This window comes from Pseudarthrobacter raffinosi (assembly GCF_023913835.1).
Classification (GTDB): Bacteria; Actinomycetota; Actinomycetes; order Actinomycetales; family Micrococcaceae; genus Arthrobacter; species Arthrobacter raffinosi.
Genome location: NZ_JAMXBG010000015.1, coordinates 1 through 19,160, shown reverse-complemented (window position 1 = coordinate 19,160; position 19,160 = coordinate 1). Strand labels below are relative to the sequence as shown.

General features: G+C 66.9%; 14 protein-coding genes and 1 pseudogene. 9 read left to right on the top strand and 6 right to left on the bottom strand.

What is annotated here, in order from left to right:
- Positions 1 to 37: 37 nt before the first annotated feature.
- Genes NG697_RS14560 through NG697_RS14550 form a run of 3 tightly spaced genes read right to left on the bottom strand, consistent with a single transcriptional unit; the run spans position 38 to position 3,158 of the window.
- A complete protein-coding gene (locus NG697_RS14560; RefSeq protein ID WP_252600545.1) occupies positions 38 to 1,639 on the bottom strand; it encodes a tripartite tricarboxylate transporter permease in 1,602 nt (533 codons plus the stop codon).
- Positions 1,639 to 2,151: a tripartite tricarboxylate transporter TctB family protein gene (locus tag NG697_RS14555; RefSeq protein ID WP_252600544.1), complete on the bottom strand. Its 513-nt coding sequence runs from the start codon at positions 2,149 to 2,151 to the stop codon at positions 1,639 to 1,641. Before NG697_RS14555 ends, NG697_RS14560 begins: the two co-directional genes overlap by 1 nt.
- Positions 2,148 to 3,158, bottom strand: a complete 1,011-nt coding sequence (locus NG697_RS14550) for a Bug family tripartite tricarboxylate transporter substrate binding protein (protein WP_252600543.1) — start codon at positions 3,156 to 3,158, stop codon at positions 2,148 to 2,150. Before NG697_RS14550 ends, NG697_RS14555 begins: the two co-directional genes overlap by 4 nt.
- Positions 3,159 to 3,392: 234 nt before the next feature.
- Between NG697_RS14550 and NG697_RS14545 the strand changes: the two genes are divergently transcribed.
- Both NG697_RS14545 and NG697_RS14540 read left to right on the top strand, forming a co-directional pair.
- Entirely contained in the window at positions 3,393 to 4,970 is a 1,578-nt protein-coding gene (locus NG697_RS14545; protein WP_252600541.1) for a sensor histidine kinase, read from the top strand.
- Entirely contained in the window at positions 4,967 to 5,632 is a 666-nt protein-coding gene (locus tag NG697_RS14540; protein WP_058930259.1) for a response regulator, read from the top strand. The genes NG697_RS14545 and NG697_RS14540 overlap by 4 nt, the downstream gene beginning before the upstream one ends.
- On the opposite strand, the gene NG697_RS14535 is transcribed toward NG697_RS14540, so the two are convergent.
- Positions 5,629 to 7,071, bottom strand: a complete 1,443-nt coding sequence (locus NG697_RS14535) for an NCS2 family permease (protein ID WP_252600540.1) — start codon at positions 7,069 to 7,071, stop codon at positions 5,629 to 5,631. The genes NG697_RS14540 and NG697_RS14535 overlap by 4 nt on opposite strands.
- A 119-nt stretch (positions 7,072 to 7,190) precedes the next feature.
- On the opposite strand from NG697_RS14535, the gene NG697_RS14530 reads away from it, so the two are divergent.
- Entirely contained in the window at positions 7,191 to 9,584 is a 2,394-nt protein-coding gene (locus tag NG697_RS14530) for an ATP-binding cassette domain-containing protein (RefSeq protein ID WP_252614545.1), read from the top strand.
- Between the two features lie 114 nt (positions 9,585 to 9,698).
- A complete protein-coding gene (locus NG697_RS14525) occupies positions 9,699 to 10,328 on the top strand; it encodes a copper resistance CopC family protein (protein ID WP_252610707.1) in 630 nt (209 codons plus the stop codon).
- On the opposite strand, the gene NG697_RS14520 is transcribed toward NG697_RS14525, so the two are convergent.
- Entirely contained in the window at positions 10,325 to 10,957 is a 633-nt protein-coding gene (locus NG697_RS14520; RefSeq protein ID WP_104063146.1) for an NAD(P)/FAD-dependent oxidoreductase, read from the bottom strand. The genes NG697_RS14525 and NG697_RS14520 overlap by 4 nt on opposite strands.
- 418 nt (positions 10,958 to 11,375) lie before the next feature.
- Between NG697_RS14520 and NG697_RS14515 the strand changes: the two genes are divergently transcribed.
- The 5 genes from NG697_RS14515 (at position 11,376) to NG697_RS14495 (ending at position 18,624) form a co-directional block, all read left to right on the top strand.
- Positions 11,376 to 12,413, top strand: a complete 1,038-nt coding sequence (locus NG697_RS14515; protein WP_104063147.1) for a universal stress protein — start codon at positions 11,376 to 11,378, stop codon at positions 12,411 to 12,413.
- A 24-nt stretch (positions 12,414 to 12,437) separates the two neighbouring features.
- Positions 12,438 to 15,158 (top strand): PEP/pyruvate-binding domain-containing protein, encoded by a 2,721-nt coding sequence (locus NG697_RS14510; protein ID WP_252614544.1) that lies wholly within the window; start codon positions 12,438 to 12,440, stop codon positions 15,156 to 15,158.
- A 100-nt stretch (positions 15,159 to 15,258) separates the two neighbouring features.
- Complete coding sequence (locus NG697_RS14505; RefSeq protein ID WP_252614543.1) at positions 15,259 to 16,674, top strand: LolA family protein; 1,416 nt, start codon at positions 15,259 to 15,261, stop codon at positions 16,672 to 16,674.
- A gap of 74 nt (positions 16,675 to 16,748) precedes the next feature.
- Positions 16,749 to 17,705, top strand: a complete 957-nt coding sequence (locus tag NG697_RS14500; RefSeq protein WP_252600671.1) for an ABC transporter ATP-binding protein — start codon at positions 16,749 to 16,751, stop codon at positions 17,703 to 17,705.
- 121 nt (positions 17,706 to 17,826) lie between these two features.
- Positions 17,827 to 18,624, top strand: a complete 798-nt coding sequence (locus NG697_RS14495; protein WP_256473008.1) for an ABC transporter permease — start codon at positions 17,827 to 17,829, stop codon at positions 18,622 to 18,624.
- 49 nt (positions 18,625 to 18,673) lie between these two features.
- Here the strand turns inward: NG697_RS14495 and NG697_RS14490 are convergent.
- A pseudogene (locus NG697_RS14490) lies at positions 18,674 to 18,874 on the bottom strand (NlpC/P60 family protein); the annotation flags it as partial.
- Positions 18,875 to 19,160 lie beyond the last annotated feature (286 nt).

The window sequence follows — 19,160 nt, the reverse complement described above, 5'->3', positions numbered from 1 at the left end:
TTCTGCCGCCGGCGGTGGAGGGGAAGGCGTGGACTTACTAGCCGTCGCCGTCGGAATTTCCGTCGGCCCGGTGGCTGCCATGGCTGACGGAGCCGCGGGCCACGTCTGTCGGTTCGGATCCGCGAGTGGCGTTTGGGGACGGGAGGCTGGTGGCCGGACGGTTGCGGCGCCACAGCTTGAACAGCAGCGGCCATATGAGGATGATCGCAATGATGACATAAACGCCGATGGCAATCGGTTCACCAAAGAGTCCGGCGGGGTCGCCCGCGCTGAGCTGCAGCGTCCTGCGAAGCTGCCCTTCGATCCGCGGCCCCAGGATCACGCCGAGGATGAGCGGCAGTACAGGGAGTCCGAAGCGGCGCATCATGAATCCGAGCGCACCGAGGGCCAGCAGGAGCACCAGATCGAACACCTGCAGGTTCACCGAATAGGCGCCCAGCGTGGCGAAGAACAGGATCCCCGCATACAGATATGGCCGCGGTAACTGTAGGATTTTTGCCCACATGGGAGCCAGGGGCAGGTTGATGACCAGGAGCAGGAAGTTGCCAATGAAGAGGCTCGCGATCAGCGCCCAGACCAGCGGTCCTTCGTTGGCGAACAGCAGGGGTCCCGGCTGGATGCCGTATGAAGCAAAGGCTGCCAGCATCACGGCTGCGGTCGCGTTGGTGGGCAGGCCCAGGGCCAGCAGGGGGGTCATGGTGCCGGCGGCGGCCGCATTGTTGGCTGCTTCCGGCCCGGCAACCCCCTCGATGGCGCCCTTGCCGAACTCCTCGGGGTGCTTGCTGAGGCGTTTCTCGGTGACATAGGACAGGAACGTGGGGATCTCGGCCCCGCCGGCCGGAAGTGCACCAAACGGGAAACCGTACGCCGTTCCACGGAGCCAGGGCTTCCAGGAGCGCTTCCAGTCCTCCTTGCCCATCCACGGACGTCCTACGGGGATGATTTGCAGCGGGTTGCGCCGCAAGTGTGCGGCAACCCACAGTGCCTCGCCCACGGCGAAGATGGCCACTGCCACCACCACGATGTCCAGGCCGTCAGCCAGCAAGGGCTGGCCGAAGGTGAGACGGCGCTGGCCGGTGACTGAATCCATGCCAATCAGACCGATCGCCAGGCCGAGGCCCAGAGAGGCAAAGCCCCGCAGGCGGGATGAGCCAAGGACGGCGGTTACTGCCAGGAGCGCCAGGACCATGATGGCAAAGTAGCTTGGGGCTCCAAGGCTGACGGCGAACTCCACCACAATCGGTGCGCAGACAGCCAGCAAAGCGGTGCCTATAGTGCCCGCCACAAACGAGCCGATAGCCGCCGTCGCCAGGGCTTGGGCGGCCCTGCCGGCTTTGGCCATCTTGTTGCCTTCAATGGCCGTCACCACAGACGACGATTCACCCGGGGTGTTGAGCAGGATGGAGGTAGTGGATCCGCCGTACATGCCGCCGTAGTAGATGCCAGCGAACATAATGAAGGCGCTGGTGGGTTCCAGGACATACGTAACCGGGAGCAGCAAAGCAACGGTCATAGCCGGGCCCAGGCCTGGGAGCACTCCGACGGCAGTGCCCAGGAGCACACCGATGACAGCGTAAAGGAAATTCATGGGGGTCAGTGCTGTGGCAAAGCCGTCCATGAGGGAGGAGAAGACATCCATCAGAGAATCCCTTCCAGGAGGCCGGCGGGCAGCGGTATGCCGAGGCCCAAGTAGAAACCGTAAAAGGTGAGCACGGACAGGAGTACCGCGATGATGCCGTCACGTGCGTAGTGCCGGCTGCCCAAGGCCCACGCACTGCCCCAGAACAGCACGGTCCCGGAGATGACCCAGCCTGCCCAGTCGATCAACAGGATGTTGGCGACAAAGGCTCCCACCAGCGGCAGGACGGTCTTCCAGTCCGCGGGGTGTGAGAGATCCACATCCTCACCGCCTTCGGCTTCGCCCTGTCCGCCGCGCAGCACGTTGACTGCCAGCATGATCGCGCAGACGAAGAGCAGGCCGGCCACTATGTACGGCAGCGTCTTTGGTCCCACGGGATCCGATTGAGAATACGGAGTTACCAGGGCTAATGCATCCACCAGGACGAGGACGCCCGCCACTCCGAGCAGGAGGGCAACCCCCAGCTCGGAGCGGCCTTTGAGCCTGGAAGTCAAAGTTTGTGACGAACTCACGCCAGGCCAAGCTTCGTGAGGACGTCCGCCACCCGCTTGTCCTGCTCGGTCAGGAAGGTTTTGAATTCGTCCCCGGTGATGAAGGCGTCCGTCCAGCTGTGCTTCACAAGGGTTTCCTTCCAGGCAGCGGTGCCGTGCATCTTTTCGAGGGCGGCAATCAGCTTGGCTTTGTCATCCTCGGAGATTCCCGGAGGGGCCACGATGCCGCGCCAGTTGGTGAATACCAGGTCGATGCCAGATTCCTTTAGGGTGGGAGCGTCGACGGCTTTGAGCCGTTCGGCACCGCTAGTCGCCAGGACGCGGACCTCGCCGGACTGGATCTGCTGGAGGTACTCGCCGGCGCCCGAAGCTGCGAAGCCCACCTTGTTGCCCAGGATGGCTGGGAGGAGGTCCCCGCCGCCGTCGTAGGACACGAAGTTGACCTTGGTGGCGTCGATGCCAACCGCACCCGCGAGCTGCATGGGCAGCAGGTGGTCCGGGCCGCCGGGGGAGGAACCGCCGCCTACGGCGATAGAGCCCGGGTCAGCCTTCCAGGCCTTCACCAGATCGTCGATGGTCTTGTAGGGTGAATCCTTGCTGACCATGATGGCACCAGGCTCTTCAATGAGCTTAGCCAGCGGGGTTGTGGCTGTCAGTTTGGACTCGGACTTGTTGGTGTAGCTGGCGCCCACCACCCCGAGTCCCATGAGCATGGTCAGGTCCCCATTGCCCTTTTCGTTGACAATGCGGGCCAGGCCCACGGTTCCGCCGGCTCCGGCAAGGTTAAAGACCTCGGTATTGGTGGCGACCTTCTCGTCGTCGAGGACTTTCGCTGCGGCACGGGCAGTTGTGTCGTAGCCGCCGCCCGGGGTGTTGGGTACCATGATCTGGAGTCCCGTCACCGGGCCGGCAGCAGCGCCGGAGGTGGCAGTGCTGGTGGAGCTGGTTCCGGTGGCACCGCAGCCGGTGGCCATCAGGGCGATGCCGGCGGCGACGGCGGCGATTCGCATTGCGCGGATTTGGCGCATGGTGTTCCTCTTTCAATCAAAATTGATCAGCAGGGCTGACTTGTAGTTCCGATGCTAGGCCGGTAAGTGATGGGCATCACTCTTGAGTACGCAGAGAACGTTAAGTTCATTGCGTTCACGTTTCCGGCAGCCCACCGGCCCCGTTGATCCGCGTACGGTGGGGGTATAGTTCCGGGACCCCGCGGGTCCCCCCGCCGCCCAGAGGAAAGAACCACAGTGTCTCGACGTAGAGGAATGTCCCTCGCTGGGCAGTACCTGGTGCTGCAGTTGCTGATCGTCCTCGCCGTGCTGGTGGCCGTGGCTGCGATCTCGCTGACGCAGTCGGCCGCGACCTTTGAACGGATTGAGGGCCGCCGGGCACTCTCCGCCGCCGAAGCGCTGGGCGCCAACCCTACAGTGCGGGCGCTCCTTCCGGCCGCCGAACCCAGGGCCGGGTCAGCCCTCCCCACGGTGGCCGAGTCAGTGCGGACGGTCTCTGGGTCCTCGCACGTGGCTATTGCCAAGATTGACCGCACGGTGGTGGCCTCCTCAGATCCAAGTCTGTTGGGCCAACCGTTGGAACTGGGTGACAGCCGGGTCATGGAAGGCCGCTCGTGGACCGGCGCGGTGGGCGGATCCGGTTCGCAGTCGCTCTCAGCGCACGTTCCGGTCCTTGATGACAGCGGCACGATGATCGGGATCGCCTCCATCAGCCGGCACTATCCGTCCGTTTTGGAGAGGCTCGGCGACGCTGCCCCCAACCTGCTGACCTACCTGGGTATCGCCAGCGTGCTGGGAGTAGCCGGCTCGCTGCTGCTGGCCCGCCGGGTCAAGCGGCAGACGCTCGGCATGGAGCCCAGCGAAATCACCGGGCTGGTGGAAAACCGGGAGGCCATGCTTCGTGGGTTAAAGGAAGGCGTGGTTGCCCTCGATCCGTACCAACGCGTAACTGTGGCTAATGACAGCGCCCGCGAACTGCTCGGGCTGCCCGCTGACTGTGTGGGCAAGGACCTGGCGGCGCTCGCGGTGGACCCGGCGCTGAAGGACGTTCTCACCCAGGAGCAGGTGGACCCGGACCGGCTGGTGCTGGTGGGGGAGCGGCTTGTGGTGCTTAACCGTGTGCCGATCCAGTCCCGGGGCCGGGATATTGGCGCGGTCACCACCTTGCGCGACCGAACTGAGATGTCTTCCTTGGAACGTGAACTGGGCGCCACCCGGACGGCCACTGACACGTTGCGCGCGCAGGCCCACGAATTCGCCAACCAGCTGCACGTGATTTCCGGCCTCATCCAGATCGGGGAATACGATTCCGTGGTCCAGTTCGTCAACGGTGCCACGCTGGACAGGACCCGGCTCAACGACGAGGTCACCAGCCGCATCCAGGACCCGGCGCTCGCCGCGCTCCTGATCGCCAAGTCGAGCCTCGCCACCGAACGCGGGGTTAGCTTGCAGCTAGACCCGGAATCCGGGCTGAAGCGCGTTGATGATGAGCTGTCCCGCGACCTGACCACGGTCGTCGGGAACCTGGTGGACAACGCGTTCGACGCCGTCACCGGGCTTCCGGAGGCAGAGGTCAGGGTGCTCGTGGAGGACACAGCCGACGGCGTGACGGTCACCGTCCGCGATTCCGGCCCCGGCGTCGCCGGGGATCCGGGGGAGATCTTCCAGCAGGGTTTCACCACCAAGGACCCGGGCCCCGGCGGCAGCAGGGGCTTCGGCCTGGCGCTGTCCCGGGTGGTCTGCCGGCGCAGCGGCGGCGACCTCACGGTAACCAACAACAACGGGGCGGTCTTCACCGCCCGGCTGGAACGAACACGGAGAATGCAGCAATGATCAAAGTCCTGATCGTCGATGACGACTTTATGGTGGCCAAGGTCCACGCAGGGTTCATTCAGCGCACTCCCGGGTTCGCCGTCGTCGGGGTGGCCCATACCGGCGCCCAGGCGGTCATCGAAACGGGGCGGCTGCAACCGGACCTGGTGCTGCTCGATATCCACCTGCCGGACATCAACGGCCTGGACCTGATGCACAAACTGCGCGAAGTGGCCCCGGAACTGGATGTCCTGGTGATCAGCGCCGCCCGTGAAGTGGACACGGTGCGCAAGGCCCTCCGCGGCGGGATTGTGCACTACCTCATCAAGCCCTTCTCGCAGACTGACCTGCAGGAACGGCTGGAGCACTACCGCAGCGCCTACCAGGGCCTCGACTCGGCCAAGGATGTGGCGGAGCAGTCGGACGTGAACCGGGTGTTCGGGCTGGACCGGACCGATCGGCCGCTGCCGAAGGGCTGCAGCATCGAAACGCTGAAGCTCGTGGAAGCTGCCCTGAAGGAGGCCGACGGCGACCTCTCCGCCGCCGAAGTGGCGGTCCAGTTGGGCACGTCCAGGGTCAGTGCGCGCCGGTATCTGGAGTACCTCCACGACGAAGGCGTGCTGGAGGTCCGGCTTAAGTACGGCGTGGGCAGGCCCGAGCGGCGGTATGTGCTGAAGGGCTAGGGCATGCCCAGTGCGGCCTCGATGGGACCGACGGCGAAGAACAGCAGGAACGCGCCGGCCACCGCCCACATCAGCGGGTGGACGTCCTTGATGCGGCCCTGGAACGACCGGATCAGGACATAGGCGATGAAGCCTGCGCCGAGACCGTTGGCGATGGAGTACGTGAACGGCATCAGGGTCATGGTCAGGAAAGCCGGGATGGCGATTCCCCAGTCCTGCCAGTCGATCTTGCCCACCTGGGAGACCATCATGAAGCCCACCACCACCAGGGCCGGGGCCACCGCCTCGAACGGAACGAGGTTGATCAGCGGGGTGAAGAACATAGCCACCAGGAACAGCAGGCCGGTGACGATGGACGCCACGCCCGTCCGAGCACCCTCGCCGATCCCGGCGCCGGCCTCAACATAGATCTGGTTCGAGGAGACGGAGGCGCCGCCACCCACGATCGCGCCGAGCGCGTCCACCTGGAGCACACGGTCCACGTCCGGGATGTTGCCGTCCTTGTCCACCGTGCCGGCCTCGTTGGCCAGGCCCACCATGGTGCCCATGGCATCGAAGAAGATGCTGAGCAGGATCACGAATGCCAGCAGGGTGGCGGCCACGAAGCCCAGGTGTTCAAAAGCGCCGAACGGGTTGGCCTTGCCGATCAGCGACAGGTCCGGGGCGCTCCACCCCGTAAAGGACGGTGCCACGAGGGACCAGCCCTGCGGGTTGGCGGTAGTGCCGTCAAAGCTGGGGCCGATGTGGAGGGTCATTTCCAGGATCACGGAAATGATGGTGGAGGCGATGATGCCGATCAGGATGGCGCCCTTGACCTTGCGGACCACCAGGGCGATGGTGAGGATCAGGCCGAACACAAAGACGGCCGTGGGCCAGCCCAGCAGCTTGCCGTCGAAGCCTAGGCCCACCGGAACAGTGGTACCGGCAGCGTCGGGGATGCGGCGGACAAAGCCGGCGTTCACCAGCCCGATCAGGGCGATGAACAGTCCGATGCCCACCACAATGGCGGTCTTGAGCCCGTCCGGGACGGCCTTGAAGACGGCGGTCCGGAAGCCGGTGAGGACCAGGATCATCATGGTCACGCCGGACAGGACCACCAGGCCCATCATGTCCGGCCACGTCAGGCCCGGGTTAGTGGCCACGGTGACGGCCACAAAGGCGTTCACGCCCAGCCCCGCGGCCAGCGCGAAGGGGTGCCTGCCCCAGGCGCCCATCAGGATGGTGAGGATGCCCGCCACAAACGCCGTCACAGCAGCCACGGCGGCAAAACCAAGTGTGTTGCCGCTGGAATCCGGGCCGGAGAGGATCAGGGGGTTAAGCACCACGATGTAGCTCATGGCGAAGAACGTGGCAAAGCCGCCGCGGATCTCGCGGGAGAGGTTGGACCCCCGCTCGGATATCTTGAAGTACCGGTCCAAGGCAGAGCCCTGCTTAAGCATTAGTCCTCCGGGATGTGTTGTTGGGGTTACTCGATCCTAGAGGGCGGGGACCGCGCCTAGTGTGCGTGCCTAGAATGTCTGTCAGGAACCTCACAATGCCGAGCAATGTTGGAGACGCCATGACTACTGACACATCGACAGTCCAGCAGCTCCCCGCGGACCACATTGCCGACAGCCACGATCTGATCAGTGTGCAGGGCGCCCGGGAGAACAATCTCAAGGACATCAGCATCGAGATCCCCAAGCGGCGCCTGACGGTGTTCACCGGGGTGTCCGGATCGGGCAAGAGCTCACTGGTGTTCGCGACGATCGCCGCGGAGTCCCAGCGCATGATCAACGAGACCTACAGCGCCTTTGTGCAGGGGTTCATGCCTAACTTGGCGCGGCCCGACGTGGACCACCTCGACGGGCTGACCACGGCGATCATCGTTGACCAGGAGCGGATGGGCGCGAACCCCCGCTCCACGGTGGGCACTGCCACGGACGCCAACGCCATGCTCCGGATTCTCTTCAGTCGGCTGGGCACGCCGTACGTCGGGCCGCCCACGGCATTCTCCTTCAACGTCCCGACGCGGAAGGCCAGCGGTGTGATGAGCACCGAGAAGGCCGGAGGCCGGGTGGAGAAGGCCGTGGTGCAGAACGTTGTCTATCTGGGCGGCATGTGTGCGCGGTGCGAGGGCATGGGCTCGGTCTCCGACTTCGACCTCACGGCCTTGTACGACGACAGCAAGTCGCTCGGCGACGGTGCACTGACCGTCCCCGGCTACAGCATGGACGGCTGGTACGGCCGGCTGTTCGAGGGCATGGGACTCCCGATGGACAAACCGATTGCCACGTTCACGAAGAAGCAGCTTGAGACGATGCTGTACTCCGAGCCCACCAAGATCAAGGTTGAGGGCATCAACCTCACGTTCGAGGGCATCATCCCGAAGATCCAGAAGTCCATGCTGTCCAAGGACGTCGAGGCGATGCAGCCGCACGTGCGGCGCTTCGTGGAGAGCGCCATCACTTTCCAGGCCTGCCCCGAGTGCGAGGGCACGCGGCTCAGCCCCGAGGCCAGGTCCTCAAGGATCCAGGGCAAGAACATCGCCGACCTCTGCGAGATGCAGATCAGCGACCTGGCCGAGTGGGTCCGCGAATTCGACGAGCCGTCGGTTGCGCCGCTCCTCAAAGGCCTGCGGCACCTCCTTGACTCGTTCGCCGAGATCGGGCTGGGTTACCTCTCCCTCGACCGCCCGGCCGGCACCCTCTCCGGAGGAGAGGCCCAGCGCACCAAGATGATCCGGCACCTGGGGTCGTCCCTCACGGACGTCACCTACGTCTTCGACGAACCCACCATCGGCCTGCACCCGCACGACATCGAGCGGATGAACCAGTTGCTGCTTCAGCTGCGGGACAAGGGCAACACCGTGCTCGTCGTCGAGCACAAGCCCGAGACCATCGCCATCGCCGACCACGTGGTCGATCTCGGTCCCGGCGCCGGCACCGCGGGTGGCAACGTTTGCTTCGAGGGCAGCGTGGAGGGGCTGCGGGGGAGCGACACCATCACCGGCCGCCATCTCGATGACCGGGCCAAGGTCAGGGAATCAGTCCGCAAACCGTCCGGGGTCCTCGAGGTGCGTGGCGCCTCCACGCACAACCTCCAGGACGTGGACGTGGACGTTCCGCTCGGCGTGCTCTGCGTGGTAACGGGTGTGGCCGGTTCCGGCAAAAGCTCGCTGATCCACGGTTCCGTTGCAGGACGTGACGGCGTTGTGATGATCGACCAGGGCGCCATCAAGGGCTCCCGCCGCAGCAACCCCGCCACCTACACGGGCCTGCTCGAGCCGATCCGCAAGGCGTTCGCGAAGGCCAACGGCGTGAAGCCGGCGCTGTTCAGCTCCAACTCCGAAGGTGCCTGCCCCACCTGCAACGGCGCGGGCGTCATCTTCACCGAGCTCGGCGTGATGGCCACCGTCGAGTCCACGTGCGAGGACTGCGAGGGCCGGCGGTTCCAGGCGTCAGTGCTGGAATACACGCTGGGCGGCCGCAACATCTCCGAAGTGCTGGCCATGTCCATGACAGAGGCCGAAGTGTTCTTCAGCGAAGGGGAGGCCCGCACGCCCGCCGCCCACAAGATCCTGGACCGGCTCGTCGACGTCGGGCTTGGTTACCTGACGCTCGGCCAGCCGCTCACCACCCTGTCCGGCGGCGAGCGGCAGCGCGTCAAGCTGGCCACGCAGATGGCAGAGAAGGGCGACGTCTACGTCCTCGATGAGCCGACCACCGGCCTCCACCTCGCCGACGTCGAGAACCTGCTGGGCCTCCTTGACCGGCTTGTCGAGTCCGGCAAATCGGTCATCGTCATCGAGCACCACCAGGCGGTCATGGCGCACGCCGACTGGATCATCGACCTCGGTCCCGGCGCAGGGCACGACGGCGGCAAGGTCGTTTTCGAGGGCACGCCTGCAGAGCTTGTGGCCGCCAAGCCCACGCTCACCGGCAAGCACCTCGCGGCTTACGTCGCCGGCTGAATGCCGGTGCCCGGGAAGAGTGCCCGGGAAACGTACCCGGGAAGCGTGTGCTGCCGCTGCCAAGGGAAGTTCGCCTAGGCTTGAAGGACGCCAACCCTAGGGAGCAGTACACCCATGCGATCCATCCGCCGCCAGTTGCTGAGCGTTGTGCTCGGGACCTTCGTTCTTGCCGCCGCGCTGCTGGGGTTTTCCGCCCCGGCGACGGCACATGATGCGGCCGAGTCAAGCAGCCCCGCACAGGGCGCCACGGTGGCCACAACGCCGGAACACGTCTCCGTCACCTTCAACAAGAACCCGCTGGGCATCGGCGCACAGTTCTCCGTCAAGGATTCCGCCGGGGCTGAGTGGGCGGACGGCGCTGTTGAGATCGTGGACAGCACTGCCACCCAAAAGCTCAAGGCCGGCGCTCCGGCGGGGGCGTACACGGTGGCCTGGCGGGTGGTCAGCTCGGATTCCCACCCGATTGAGGGGACATTCGGCTTCACGGCGACCGCCGCGGCGGCGGGAGCCGCGCCCTCGGGAACATCGTCGGCGGGAGCCGCGCCGTCGGCCGCTGTTCCCACGATGGGAACCGCGCAGCCGGGAACCGTGGCAGCTCCGGCCCCGGCCGAGGACGCGTCCGAACCGTTCCCCTGGAGCCTGGTGCTCTTTGCCGCAGTGGCCGTCGGGCTGCTGGTGGCCATCGGTATCCTCGCGAAGCGCCGCCTCGACGCAGGCAGCGACGACGAAACCGAACAGGCTTAGACGGCGGCGGCGCTTTCCGGGTGGACCGTGGCCTGGACCGTTGCTGAAATGGCCTGGCCCACGGTCTTCGCCTGACGCAGGACTTCCTTTGGTGAGGGCGTGATGAGCTCGCCCACTCCCACGAGGTAGATGCCGATCTGCCGCATGGCTGCCACCAGGTTGCGGCCAACCGTGATGCCGAAGTCGCTGAGCATGCGCCGCAGCTGGCTGTGCGCGCACCGGGTCAGCACAATGTTGTCAGCCAGCAGGATTCCGTTGGGCGTATGGACTTCCCACTTGCCGGACGGGGAGCCCGCGGCTGTTCCCGCAGTATTTCCGCCTGGTGCGCCGCCCACCATGGTCAGCTGAACCGCCCGGGTGGTGTTGCGGACATCCATGTGGTGGCTGGCGGCGTAGTTGCGCAGGTGGCGGAGGATCTCGTTGCGCTCCCGGAGGGAGTCGGAGTCGGCTGCGTCGCAGCGTTGCAGTGAAGCGGTGTTGGCCGGTTGTCCGGCGCCGAGGATGTCGAGCCCGTCCACCACAATCGCGTCCACACCGCGGCGGCGCAATTCTGCGCCGACAGCCAGGCCTGAGAGCCCCGTGCCGATGATCACCGTGGTGGTCCGTTCGGTCCCGCCATTCAGAGGCATGCTTGACACTACAGTTTTCCTCCTTCAAAGGCTTTCGGATGCAGGCAGCGTTGCCCCGCATGCGTTCCGTTACCCCCAAAGTTCGGCCGCAGCACCGGCCCGGGACGCACCTGAATTGGGCGTCGGCGGACCGGCAGTGCCTCGAAGACTACAGAACATTCAGGGCCGTGGATAGCCCAAACACAAACATTCTTCTTATCGTTGAATACGGTTGCCACTCCGTTTGCCATGGGCTGTGAATAACCCGCCATCCAGCGGTCCGCAGCCGCTTGCTAAGTGTCTGCGGACCGAGAATAGTGAGAAGCGGAAGCAGGGTTCTCCAGCCCGTCGGGGCCCACATCGCGGCCGGTGCGGGCGGAGGGCGCCGCTTCTGGCAGAATAGCCGCAACATAAGGCAGTATCGCGAGGAGGCGGCCCGATGGGCGCACAAGAGATGCATCCGGATCCGGAACAGGACCGGGCCGGAAATTCGGCTGCTCCGGTGGGAATTGTTGTGGGGGTGGATGGATCCGACCACGGCCAGTGCGCTTTGGTGTGGGCTGCCCGGGAAGCCGAGCGCCGCCGTCGGCCGTTGCATATTGTCACCGCGTATTCAGTGCCGATCTTTGCGGCGTCCGGGCTGGACGGCGGGTACGCCACCGTGGATGATTCCGTGATCCGCGAGGGCGCTGAAGCGATCGTCAAACAGGCGCTGGACAAGGTTTCCGGCTACAACATCGAAGTTGACGGCTCCGTGGAGAACGGCGACGCCTCGGGTGTGCTCCTGGAAATGTCCGAGACAGCCGATCTGCTGGTGTTCGGCACCCGCGGCCGTGGCGGATTTGTGGGACGCCTGCTGGGCTCGGTGAGCAGCGCCCTGCCGGCTCACGCCAAGTGCCCCACGGTCACGGTGCCGCTGGTGTGTTCGGACCGGCTGGGCGAAACCACCGAAGACAAGCGCATCAGGGCCGAGCAGGCCAAGCCAGGACACAAGCAGGTCGAGAACGTTGTGGTGGTGGGCGTGGACGGGTCCGAACAGGCACGCATCGCCGTGCTGGAGGCTGCGGACCAGGCTGAACGGCTCGGGGCAACCCTGCGCGTGATCTGTGCGGTGCCGCAGTTCAGCGGCTCCCTGGCCTGGGTTCCGGCCCCCATGGACCGCAAAGCCCTCTTCGATGACATCCGGGTCCAACTTAACGCCGGGATGGCCTGGCTAAAAAGCCACTACCCCAACCTTTCCGTGGAGTCGGAACTGCTGGACGGTTCGGCCGTGGATGTTCTCGTTGAGGCCAGCCGGCACGTAGAACTGGTGGTTGTGGGCACCCGGGGCCGTGGCGGGTTCACCGGCATGCTCCTGGGCTCCACGTCCGGCGGTGTGCTCCACCACGCCAAGAGCCCGGTCCTGGTGGTTCCGGACCGCGACGATCCGCGGCTGGCGGACCGGGCGCAGTTCGGACCGATCCCCGGCGCAGCCTGACCCATCACCTTCGCAGCAGGAGGCATGAAAATGCCTGACACCGGCAGTTCGTCTCCCATCCTCGGATTGGAGGCGGTCACCGCAGCAATGATTCCCCTGGTGGGTGGCAAAGCGGCCAACCTGGGGGAGCTGCTCGCCGCCGGGCTGCCCGTGCCTGACGGATTCTGCCTCACCACGGAGGCCTACCGCGAGGCGGCCGCGGGCCACGCGCATCGAACGGACGGCCTGCTCGCCGCCGTCCACACTGCTCTTCAGGCAACGCCCGACGGCGACCTCCCCGCCCTGGCTGTGCTGGCGTCCCGGGCCCGGGGTATTATCCAAAACGCCCCGGTCCCCACCGAGGTGGCCGCCGCCGTCGAACAGGCCTATGCAGCCCTGGGGGACAACGTTCCGGTGGCCGTCCGGTCCTCAGCCACTGCGGAGGACCTTCCGTCGGCGAGTTTCGCCGGCCAGCAGGACACTTATCTGAACGTGGTGGGCGCTGCCGCCGTCGTGGAAGCCGTGCGCAACTGTTGGGCCTCGCTCTGGACGGACCGGGCGGTCAGCTACCGGGCAAGCAGGGGGATAGACCCGGCCGCGGTGGCGCTGGCCGTGGTGGTCCAGCGGATGGTGGACGCCACCGCCGCCGGTGTGCTTTTCACCGCGAACCCGCTGACGGGCCGCCGGAGGCAGGCCGTGATCGATGCCAGCCCGGGCTTGGGGGAAGCGGTGGTGTCCGGGGCCGTGAACCCGGACCATTTCGTCGTTGACCCGCTCACCGGGCGGGTCCTGGAACGCCGGCTTGGGGACAAACGCATCGCGGTCCGGCCCATCCCCGGCGGCGGCACACGGACCCTGGCTATCAGCAACGGCGGGGCGGCGGCGTGCCTGACGGACAAGCAGGCCGCCGAACTTGCAGCCTTAGGCCACCGGGTGGAGGGCCACTTTGGCTCGCCGCAGGACATTGAATGGGCCATTGCCGGCGATGGTCATTTCTGGCTGACCCAGTCGCGGCCCATCACCACGCTGTTCCCCGTCCCGCAGCGGGCCGCCGGCGGGGAGGGCACGCGCGTTTACCTTTGCTTCAGCCTGGCGCAGGGCCTGACCCGCCCCATCACGCCCATGGGTCTGGCAGCCTTCCGGCTTATTGCCTCCTCGGTGGCCCGCGCGGCGCAGTTCGATGTGCCCGAGCCGCGCAGGGGTCCGTCCCCTTACGCAGTGGCGGCCCAACGGATCTACTTTGATCTGACCGCCGTAGCCCGCAGCACCACCGGCCGACGGATCGTTCCCCGCGTCTTTGACGTGATGGAAGCTCGCTCGGCCACGGTGCTGCGCAGGGTTTTCGAGGACCCACGGTTTTCCGTGACTCGCAGGACGCCGCTGGGCTTGCTGCGGCACGTGGTCCCGGCGGCGGTGCATGCCAGGGTGCCGGAGACGCTGCTCCGGGCCGTTTTCCGCCCGGACGCGGCCCTCCGCAGGACCAACCGGCGGGCGCGCGAGTTCGCCGACTCCCTCGAACCGCCCGCCGGCCTCACCCCGCTGCAGCGCCTGGACCACGCCGAACACGTACTCGGCACGCGCATCTTCTCGGTAGTGCCGTCCATCCTGCCGCTTCCGGCTCTCGGGTTCGCTGCCCTCGCGCTCGCCGGAAAACTGCTGGGCGGCGGCCGGTGGGATGACCTGCAGGTTGTGCTCCGCGGGCTGCCCAACAACGTCACCACGGAAATGGACCTGGAGCTGTGGCGCCTCGCCCAGGTGATTAAGAACGACGGCGGTTCCCGCGCCGCCGTGACGGACCGAAAACCCGCCGATCTGGCCGAAGACTTCCGCGCGGGCCGGCTGCCCGCGGTGCTGCAGTCCGGGCTGGCGCGGTTTATGGGCCAGTACGGTCACCGGGCGGTGGCCGAGATCGATGTCGGGATGCCGCGCTGGTCTGATGACCCCACCCACATCCTGGGTGTCCTGGCCAACTATCTCCGGCTCGAGGATTCAGGGCTGGCGCCGGATGTCCAGTTCAGCAACGCTGCTGAGGAAGCGGACGCCTGCGTTGACCGCCTCGTCGCGGAGGCGCGGAGCCGCGGCCGGCTGCGCGGGACGGTGGTCCGGGCGGCACTGCGTCGGGTTAGGTTTTTCGCCGGACTGCGCGAGCTGCCCAAGTACCAGCTGGTGGTGGGCCTCGCCGAAGTTCGGAAGCAACTGGCCTTGGCCGGCGCGGCGCTGGCTGCGGCAGGGGTGGTAGCCGACGCGGATGACGTCTTCTTCCTGGACCTGGATGAAGCCCGGACCGGCCTCGATTCGGGAGCGGCTGACCTCCGGGACCTGGTGGCGCAGCGGCGCGCGGACTACGCCGTGGAACTTGAACGGCGCCACATACCCCGGGTCCTGCTGTCGGACGGCACGGAGCCGGAAGCCATTCCATCCGGCGACGCTGTGACGGCATCCAAGGTGCCGGGGGCACTGAGCGGGAGCCCGGCGTCGGCCGGTGTTGTCACAGCGGCCGCCCGCGTGATCCTCGACCCGGTGGGTGCGCATCTGGAACCGGGAGAAATCCTGGTGGCGCCGTCCACGGACCCCGGCTGGACGCCGTTGTTCCTCACCGCGGGCGGACTGGTGATGGAGATGGGCGGACCAAATTCGCACGGGGCCGTGGTGGCGCGGGAGTACGGCATCCCGGCGGTGGTGGGCGTCCCGGACGCCACGCTCCGGCTCTTCACCGGGCAGGAAATAACGGTCGACGGCGGCGCCGGAACCGTGGTGCCGTCGTAGCCGGAGTGCCCTTCGGCATGACTTCCAGAAGGGGACGTGTGCGGTGGTGGTCCCCAGGCGTAACCTGAAGTATGGGCTCCAAGGATGAAGCGGGGCTGGCATGAACCGCGCATGGCTGCGCTGGGTGCCTGCCGCAGCTGTACCTGCAGTGATCGCCGCCGGTGTGCTGGTGGGATCCATTCCGGCGCGGGCCGGCGATCCGCTGCCACAAAAGACTCCGGCTGAGGTCCTGACCCTCCTGGGCCAGCACAACACCAGGTCATTCTCCGGAACAGTCCAGCAGTCCGCCGAGCTGGGCCTGCCCGAACTGCCGGCCGCCGGTCCGAGCTCCGGACCGGTGTCGGCCGGCGGGGCCGCGTCGGTCCTGGAGTTCCTGACCGGCGAACACACCGCCCGGATCTTTATGGACGGGCCAACCAAGATGCGGGTCCAAGTGATGGACCGGCTCGCTGAACGCGACGTCATCCGGCGCGACAACGACGTGTGGTTCTACAACTCCAAGGACAACAGCGCCGCCCACCTGGCCCTGCCGGCGTTCGCCAGCGACCTGCCGCTGCCTGCGCCCGGAGTTCCCGCCCTGCCTGGACCTCCCGCACCGCCCGGCGACCTGCCGGGTCCGGACCTTCCGAAGCCCGACCTGCCCTTGCCCATCCTGCCCGGCGAGTTCGTGCCCGGCCCGCCCGTAATGCCGACGCCCGAGGATCTGGCCCGGAAGTTCCTCGCCGTCGTGGACAGTTCCACCGAGGTGACGGTGGGTCCGGACGTCGAAGTCGCCGGCCGGTCCGCCTACAGCCTGGCACTGGCGCCAAGGACGCAGGGAACACTGCTTGAGAAAGTTGCCATCGCCGTCGACGGCGAGACAGGAATGCCGCTGCGCGTAACTGTGATGGCACGCGGCCAGGCGGAACCGGCTTTTGAGGCCGGCTTCACCAGCCTGTCCCTGGCGGCCCCGGACGACTCCGTGTTTACGTTTGTTGCCCCGCCGGGCGCGACGGTCAAAGAGCTGCCAGTGCCGCCGGTCCCGTATATGCCCGGCCGGCCAGCCCTCCCGCCCAGTCCCGGTGGGATTCCGCCCGGCGTGGTTCCGGACAGCGGCCCGGACCAGCCCACCGCGCCGGACCAGCCCACTGCGCCGGACCAGCCCACTGCGCCGGACCAGGTTCCTCCGGACGCGGTTCCGCTGGACCAGCCCACCGCCGTGCCGGAACAGCTCCCCGTCCCGGACAAGGTTCCCGGCAGCGACGACAGCGTGCGGCACCGTGACGCACCCCGGCCAACAGTGACCGGCAAGGGCTGGGAAACCGTGATCGGGTTCCCCGCGGCACCCGGCGGGCAAGGGGCTGCCTGGACTGAATCCTTGCTGAACGATCCGCTCCTGTCCCAGGCCGCCGTCGTCGTTCCTGGCGGACGGCTCCTGTCCACGGCACTGGTCAACGTCCTCCTGACGGACGACGGCAGGATCTTTGTGGGGATGGTCCCGGCGGAGCGGCTGCAGGCCGCCGCCGGCGCGGCGTGACTGCGGCCGGGGGGACAGCGGGCCCCGGGATAGCCGCAGCTAGGACTACTTCCGCAGGCAATGGGACGGCCGGGCTGACCATCGAGACCCAAGGCCTGACCAAGCGTTTCGGCCACCAACTGGCGGTCGACAACGTGGACCTCGCCGTTCCCCACGGCGCCGTGTTCGGGTTCCTGGGCCCCAACGGTTCCGGCAAAACCACCACCATCAGGATGCTGTTGGGCCTTGCCGCGGCGTCGGCCGGAACCGTCAGCGTCCTGGGCCTGCAGATGCCGCAGCGCCTGCACGACGTCCTGCCGCGCGTCGGTGCGCTGGTGGAGGGGCCGGCGTTTTATCCGTTCCTTTCCGGCACCGCCAACCTGCACCGCCTGGATGCTGCCAGCCGGCATGCGGCGCCCGCAACCCGGACCGCCCGCGTTGCTGCCGCGCTTGAGCGGGTGGGCCTCTCGCACGCCGCCGGCAAGCGGGTCCACGCCTACTCCCTGGGTATGAAGCAGCGGCTGGGGATCGCCAACGCGCTGCTGTCGCCGCGGGAACTGCTGGTGCTCGATGAGCCCACCAACGGGCTGGACCCGCAGGGAACGCGGGAAGTGCGGAGCCTGGTCCGGTCGCTGGCCGCCGACGGCGCCACCGTCTTCGTCTCCAGCCACCTCCTGGCAGAAGTGGAACAGATCTGCACGCACGCGGCCATCATGAGCGCCGGGCGGCTGGTGGCCCAGGGCCCGCTGACGGAGCTCCGCCAGGCCGGTGAGACCCGGATCCGCCTGTTAACGCCCGACGCCGGGACGGCCAGTGAGGTCCTGCTGCGGTTGGGCATGTCCCCGGAGAGAAGCCTTGAGGCCGGAACACCTGAACCGGACGGGGACGTGCTGACCGCCGCCGCGGCTGCGTCCCGGCTGGCGGCCCCGGAGGACATTGTGGCGGAGCTCGTGGCGGCCGGGGTGCGCGTGCGGGGCTTTTCCGTTGAGCGGGAAAGCCTGGAGGAGCGCTTTGTGGCGCTGACGGGGGAGGGGTTCGACATTGCCCAATAGTGCTTCCGACGCCGGTAGTTTCCCTTCAGCCAGCAGCGTTCCTGATGCCAGTACTGGTTCCGAAACCAGCAGTGGTTCTGGGCTCAGGAGCGCTCCAGGTGCGCCGTCGAGCCTGTCCCTGCTGGCGTCTGAGCTGAAGACGCTGTTCCGGCGTCGCCGGACCGCGGCCATGCTGCTGGCGCTTGCCGCGATACCGGTGCTGATCGCCGTCGCCGTCCGGCTCTCGTCATCCGTTCCTCCCGGAAGGGGACCTGCCTTCTTGGACCGGATCAGCCAGAACGGGCTTTTTGTCGCGGTCGCGGCGATGCTGGTCTCGGTGCCGCTGTTCCTGCCCTTGACCATTGGCGTCGTGGCGGGCGATACCATCGCCGGCGAGGCCAGCCTGGGCACGCTGCGGTACCTGTTGGTGGCGCCCGCCGGGCGCGTGCGCCTGCTGCTGGTGAAGTACGCGGGAGCGCTGGCGTTCTGCCTGGCCGCTCCCGTCACCGTTGCGCTGGCCGGGGCAGCGATCGGAGCTTCGCTGTTCCCTGTTGGGCCGGTGACGCTCCTGTCCGGCGACGTCGTCCAGCCCCATGAGGCCGCGCTGCGGCTGGTCCTGATTGCTGCCTACCTTGCGGTGTCCCTGGCAGGACTCTCGGCGATCGGCCTGTTCCTGTCCACCTTGACGGTGGTCCCGGTGGGCGCCATGGCCGCCACTGTGGTGCTGTCAGTGGTCTCGCAGGTCCTGGACCAATTGCCGCAGTTGGAATGGCTGCACCCTTGGCTGTTTACGCATTACTGGTTCGGCTTCGCGGACGTCCTGCGCCAACCGGTGCTGTGGGACTCTTTTACCAGCAACGCGCTGCTGCAGGCGGGCTACATCGCCGTGTTCGGGGCGCTCGCCTATGGCCGGTTCGTCACCAAGGACGTTCTGTCCTGAGCCTGAACCCGTGGACCCGTGGACCCGTGGGCCGGGTGCCTAGGGCCGGTCAGTAGCGGGCAGCGTAAGGGTGGAGCTGCATCCCGGCCATCCGGCTCAACTGGGTCAAGCCGATGCCCTCGTCCGGGTTCAGCGCCTGCACTACCTGGCCGTTGCCCAGGTAGATGGCCACGTGATAGAGGCCCGGGGCCGAGCCCCAGACCAGCAGGTCGCCGCGCCGGGCCTGCCAGATAGGCACGTGAACGGGAGCTTACTTACCGGCCAGCTCGCGCACCGTGGAGGCGGTGGGGCTCTGCTTGGCACTGATCTGGTCTGCGGCTGCGCAGACGCGGCCTTTCGCGCTGAGGTCAGCCATGGTAAACGCTACCGAGTAGTAGCGGTCGATGGAAGGTTCAAGCCAACGCTCATGCCTGACGTTGGTTCGGCATTAACGGGCTCTCCTGACTCTTCCGTGGGTTAATTTCGGCCCGGGAGCATTGGTTTGGGACCGCCGAGGCTGAGCATGGCCAACGCGATGAGTGCGTCTGGGGATTTGA

Coding starts and splice junctions, on each gene's coding strand:
- NG697_RS14560 (WP_252600545.1), bottom strand. CDS start 1,639: ATGGATGTCTTCTCCTCCCTCATGGACGGCTTTGCCACAGCACTGACC.
- NG697_RS14550 (WP_252600543.1), bottom strand. CDS start 3,158: ATGCGCCAAATCCGCGCAATGCGAATCGCCGCCGTCGCCGCCGGCATC.
- NG697_RS14545 (WP_252600541.1), top strand. CDS start 3,393: ATGTCCCTCGCTGGGCAGTACCTGGTGCTGCAGTTGCTGATCGTCCTC.
- NG697_RS14540 (WP_058930259.1), top strand. CDS start 4,967: ATGATCAAAGTCCTGATCGTCGATGACGACTTTATGGTGGCCAAGGTC.
- NG697_RS14535 (WP_252600540.1), bottom strand. CDS start 7,071: ATGCTTAAGCAGGGCTCTGCCTTGGACCGGTACTTCAAGATATCCGAG.
- NG697_RS14530 (WP_252614545.1), top strand. CDS start 7,191: ATGACTACTGACACATCGACAGTCCAGCAGCTCCCCGCGGACCACATT.
- NG697_RS14525 (WP_252610707.1), top strand. CDS start 9,699: ATGCGATCCATCCGCCGCCAGTTGCTGAGCGTTGTGCTCGGGACCTTC.
- NG697_RS14520 (WP_104063146.1), bottom strand. CDS start 10,957: ATGCCTCTGAATGGCGGGACCGAACGGACCACCACGGTGATCATCGGC.
- NG697_RS14515 (WP_104063147.1), top strand. CDS start 11,376: ATGGGCGCACAAGAGATGCATCCGGATCCGGAACAGGACCGGGCCGGA.
- NG697_RS14510 (WP_252614544.1), top strand. CDS start 12,438: ATGAAAATGCCTGACACCGGCAGTTCGTCTCCCATCCTCGGATTGGAG.
- NG697_RS14505 (WP_252614543.1), top strand. CDS start 15,259: ATGAACCGCGCATGGCTGCGCTGGGTGCCTGCCGCAGCTGTACCTGCA.